At 69.2% G+C, this 1,585-nt stretch carries 1 protein-coding gene; it reads left to right on the top strand.

Going from position 1 to position 1,585, the window contains the following annotated elements:
* The first annotated feature begins 78 nt into the window (after nucleotides 1-78).
* Nucleotides 79-1,551, top strand: coding sequence for an IS4 family transposase (locus STRIP9103_RS37615; protein WP_009308445.1), 1,473 nt, complete (start codon nucleotides 79-81; stop codon nucleotides 1,549-1,551).
* Nucleotides 1,552-1,585: the final 34 nt, after the last annotated feature.

Below are 1,585 nucleotides of genomic sequence, written 5' to 3'. Positions count from 1 at the left end.
CCCAAGACCGGGAAGTTAAGGGGTGTTGTGGCTGGTCGGGTGGGTTGACATGAGAACGGAGCCCGGCGCGGACTGTGAGTGTCAAGGTCACGGTTCGTGGGGGCTCCGTTGTCTGTTCAGTGTGCCACCGCTGGGGCGGTTGGAGGCCGGTCGTGGGTGTGGTTGCCGGGTCATTTAGGGGCGTTGACGCGGTGGGTTCCGCCGTCGTTGGTGGACGAGGTGGTCCAGGCGGCGGGCTGTGTGGAGCGTCGGGTGCGGCTGCTGCCGGCCCGGGTGGTGGTGTATTTCGTGCTGGTCCTGGGCCTGTTCGGGGAGTGCGGGTATCGCCGGGTGTGGTCAGCGATGACGGCCGGGTGGCCGCGCGGGATGGTGGCTGATCCGTCGGCGGCGGCTCTGCGGCAGGCTCGTCAGCGGTTGGGGGTGAAGCCGCTGATGATGCTGTTCGACCGGCTGCGCGGGCCGGTCGGCACGGCCGCGACGCCGGGGGTGTTCTGGCGGGGGCTGCGGTTGGTGGCCTGGGACGGCACCTGCCTGGAGGTGGCCGACAGCCCGCAGAATGTGGCGTGCTTCCGGCGGCATGCGGCCCGCACCAGCCGTCCGGCCGGCTATCCCCAGCTGCGGCTGACCGCGCTGGTCGAGTGCGGCACCCGCGCGCTGATCGATGCGGTCTTCGGATCCCAGCAGTACACCGAGTTGCCGCAGGCCCGGTGCCTGCTGGCGTCGCTCAGGCCTGGGATGCTGCTGCTGGCCGACCGGGGCTATGACGGCTTCGAGGCCTTGCGGGACGCTGCCGCTACAGGAGCCGACCTGTTGTGGAGGGTGCAGTCCGGACGTCTGCTGCCGGTGATCCGCCCACTGCCCGATGGCACCCATCTCACCCTGGTCACCGACCGCCGCTCCGCTGACCGGCTGGCCAAGTGGCAGCAGCGCGGCCGCCGCACCGCGATGCCCGCGCTGACGGCTCTCACCCTGCGCGTGATCAGCTACCAGATCACCGTGACGCGCCCGGACGGCACATCCTGCGCCGGCACCGTGCGACTGGTCACCACGCTCCTGGACCCCAAGCGGTATCCGGCCGCGGAACTGGCCGCCCTCTACCACCAGCGCTGGGAGATCGAGACCGCCTTCTACGGGCTGAAAGTCACCCTGCGCGGAGCAGACCGCGTCCTGCGCTCACGCACCCCGGCCGGGGTCGAGCAGGAACTCTTTGCGCTGTTAGCGCTCTACCAGGCCAGCCGCCGGGCCATCTCCGAAGCTGCCACCAGCGCTCACCTCGACCCCGATCGGCTGTCCCTGACGATCGCCCTGCACACGATCCGGCTCACCGTGATCAACGCCAGAACATCGGATCCGGCCAACCTCGTCGCAGCTCTGGTCCACACCCGCAACCTCGCACCCGCCAGACGTCGTTCCCGCACCAGCCCGCGCCGCGTCAAGCGCACCCTGTCGCCCTACGCCTACAACAAGATCAAAGACAGCGTCGGGCACAAGACACCCGTGATCACCACCATCACCCTGACCAGCCACCCGACCACGACCGAACCGCCTTAACTTCCCGGTCTTGCCCTTTAGACGACTGGACGAC

This window comes from Streptomyces ipomoeae 91-03, assembly GCF_000317595.1.
GTDB classification, from domain to species: domain Bacteria; phylum Actinomycetota; class Actinomycetes; order Streptomycetales; family Streptomycetaceae; genus Streptomyces; species Streptomyces ipomoeae.
This window is presented reverse-complemented; position numbering and strand designations above follow the sequence as displayed.